Origin of the sequence: Pseudoalteromonas sp. Isolate6, assembly GCF_022398435.1 — a bacterium.
GTDB lineage: Bacteria > Pseudomonadota > Gammaproteobacteria > Enterobacterales > Alteromonadaceae > Pseudoalteromonas > Pseudoalteromonas galatheae.
Map to the genome: position 1 here is coordinate 1 of NZ_JAKEVK010000350.1, position 2,199 is coordinate 2,199.

Here is a 2,199-nt window from a genome sequence, read left to right on the forward strand (position 1 = left end):
TTTTTAACTAAATATAACTCCCCTGACTGGATAATAGTTGTGTAATTTGAATATAAAGAAAAAGAGCCTGCGCTTACAGACTCTTTGATGCGAGATAATTATCTTAATGATTAATTAACTATTTGGCCTCTTAACTCACCACCTGGATTTGCTGGTGTGTGCACATTTACATAGTGACCACCGCCTGCCAGAATCGCAAATATTTCCGCTGTCAGTGCTGCATTGGCTGGAGCCATCCAACGATTGGCATCACTACTATCTTGCATTAATGCCAGTAACACAGGGCCGTTTTCACCAGCAATACCTGTATGTATGTGCGCAGCGGTTGCATCGGCAACACCTGAAGTGAGGACTTGTAATTCAAGGCCGAAGCCGTTTCGATTTACCAAAGCATATCCACTACCAGTGGCTGTGGTTGTAACGGCTGGGACTTCTTGCTCGCCACTCAATGGAAAGGCTACCAACGTGTAGTTGTCAGTGAGGATCTGACCACGGAGTTCACCACTCGGATTTGCTGGTGTATGCACATTAACATAGTGACCGCCTGATGCGAGTACTGCAAAAATCTCGGCATTGATCATGGTGTTGTCTGGCGTCATCCATACATTCATATCATCGGTGCTTTGTTCAAGGCCAACTAAAACATCACCATTCATGCCGATCCGACCGGTATGAATATGTGCTGCCGTTGCATCTTCAACACCCATTGTCACTACACGAAGTTCAACTTCATAATCGTTCATGTTAACCAATGCGTAGCCGTCACCTGACGCCATTGTCGATACCGCCGGAACCTCTTGCTGACCTGAAAGCGCAAATGTAGCGAGCGCATAATTGCCGGTAAGAATTTGGCCACGTAGCTCACCATTGGGATTGCTAGGAGTATGGACGTTAACATAGTGACCACCTGATGCGAGTACCGCAAAAATCTCGGCATTGATCATGGTGTTGTCTGGCGTCATCCATACATTCATATTATCGGTGCTTTGCTCAAGGCCAACTAAAACGTCACCATTCATGCCGATCCGACCGGTATGAATATGTGCCGCCGTTGCATCTTCAACACCGCTAGTGACAACTCTGAGCTCTACTTCATAGTTATCAGTGTTAACAAGGGCATAGCCGTCCCCTGACGCCATTGTCGATACCGCCGGCACTTCCTGTTTGCCGGATAAGTCAAATGTCGCAACTGCGTAATTGTCCGTCAGGATTTGGCCGCGGATCTCACCGTTTGGCATCTCTGGCGTATGAACATTGACGTAGTGTCCACCCGAGAGCAAAACATTCAACGTCGCTTCGTCGATCATCGTGTCATCTGGCGTTACCCAGTCCGTCATTACTTCGTCGTCCTGCTCTAACACCACGAGCACATCGCCGTTCATACCAATGCGGCCAGTGTGAATATGTGCTGCAGTGGCATCATCAACGTCCATAGTGACCACGCGAAGGTAAAGCTCGCCATCGGTGCTGTCGTATGACGCATAACCATACCCCATGGCACTACTTTCATTCATTGGCACCTGTTGTGAGCCATCTAATTTGAACGTGATCACGCTTACCGTGTCAGGCACAATCTGAGCGCGTAACTCGCCGTTTGGAAAGGCTTCGGTGTGTAGATTGATATACCAATCACCGTCCAACATATCCTCAATTAGACCCTCAGACAGATCTGTGATTGGAATACTCACCTTATTATCATCTGATGCTTCAAAGGCGAATGCCACATCGCCATTTTCCCCCAAATCACCATCGTGAATATGTGCAGCACTAAAACCTTCGACGTTGCTGTAGTCGAGTGTTGCTCTGAATTGCATCAGATTTTCATCAAGCTCAACTGTTGCAGAAGCGGTTTGCATTGACGTATTCATCGGCACTTCTTGCTTTCCAGATAACATCAATTCAAAGGTCTTAGTCGCTGAAAACTCTTGGGCTGGTGGCGGTGGCGGAGGTGTAACAGTATCGTTATCGTCGTTGTCGCTACATGCCATAAGAAGCATGAAACTGGCACTTACTATAAACTTTTTCATTATACTCATCCTGTCGACTCGATTAAAAAGAATGACTTTTGTCATCCATAGCTAACCCTTACGAACAGAGCTGAATAAAAGTTCATCAAACTTGCAAAATTATTGTAAATATTTTACCTGTACCTAATAGCAATATTCACTAGACGGGATTCTGGCGAGCAAAGCATCCATT

General features: G+C 46.2%; 1 protein-coding gene. It reads right to left on the reverse strand.

Annotation, left to right across the window (positions count from 1 at the left end):
* Positions 1–110: 110 nt before the first annotated feature.
* A complete protein-coding gene (locus L1D50_RS22765; RefSeq protein ID WP_239966912.1) occupies positions 111–2,027 on the reverse strand; it encodes a CHRD domain-containing protein in 1,917 nt (638 codons plus the stop codon).
* Between the last annotated feature and the right edge of the window lie 172 nt (positions 2,028–2,199).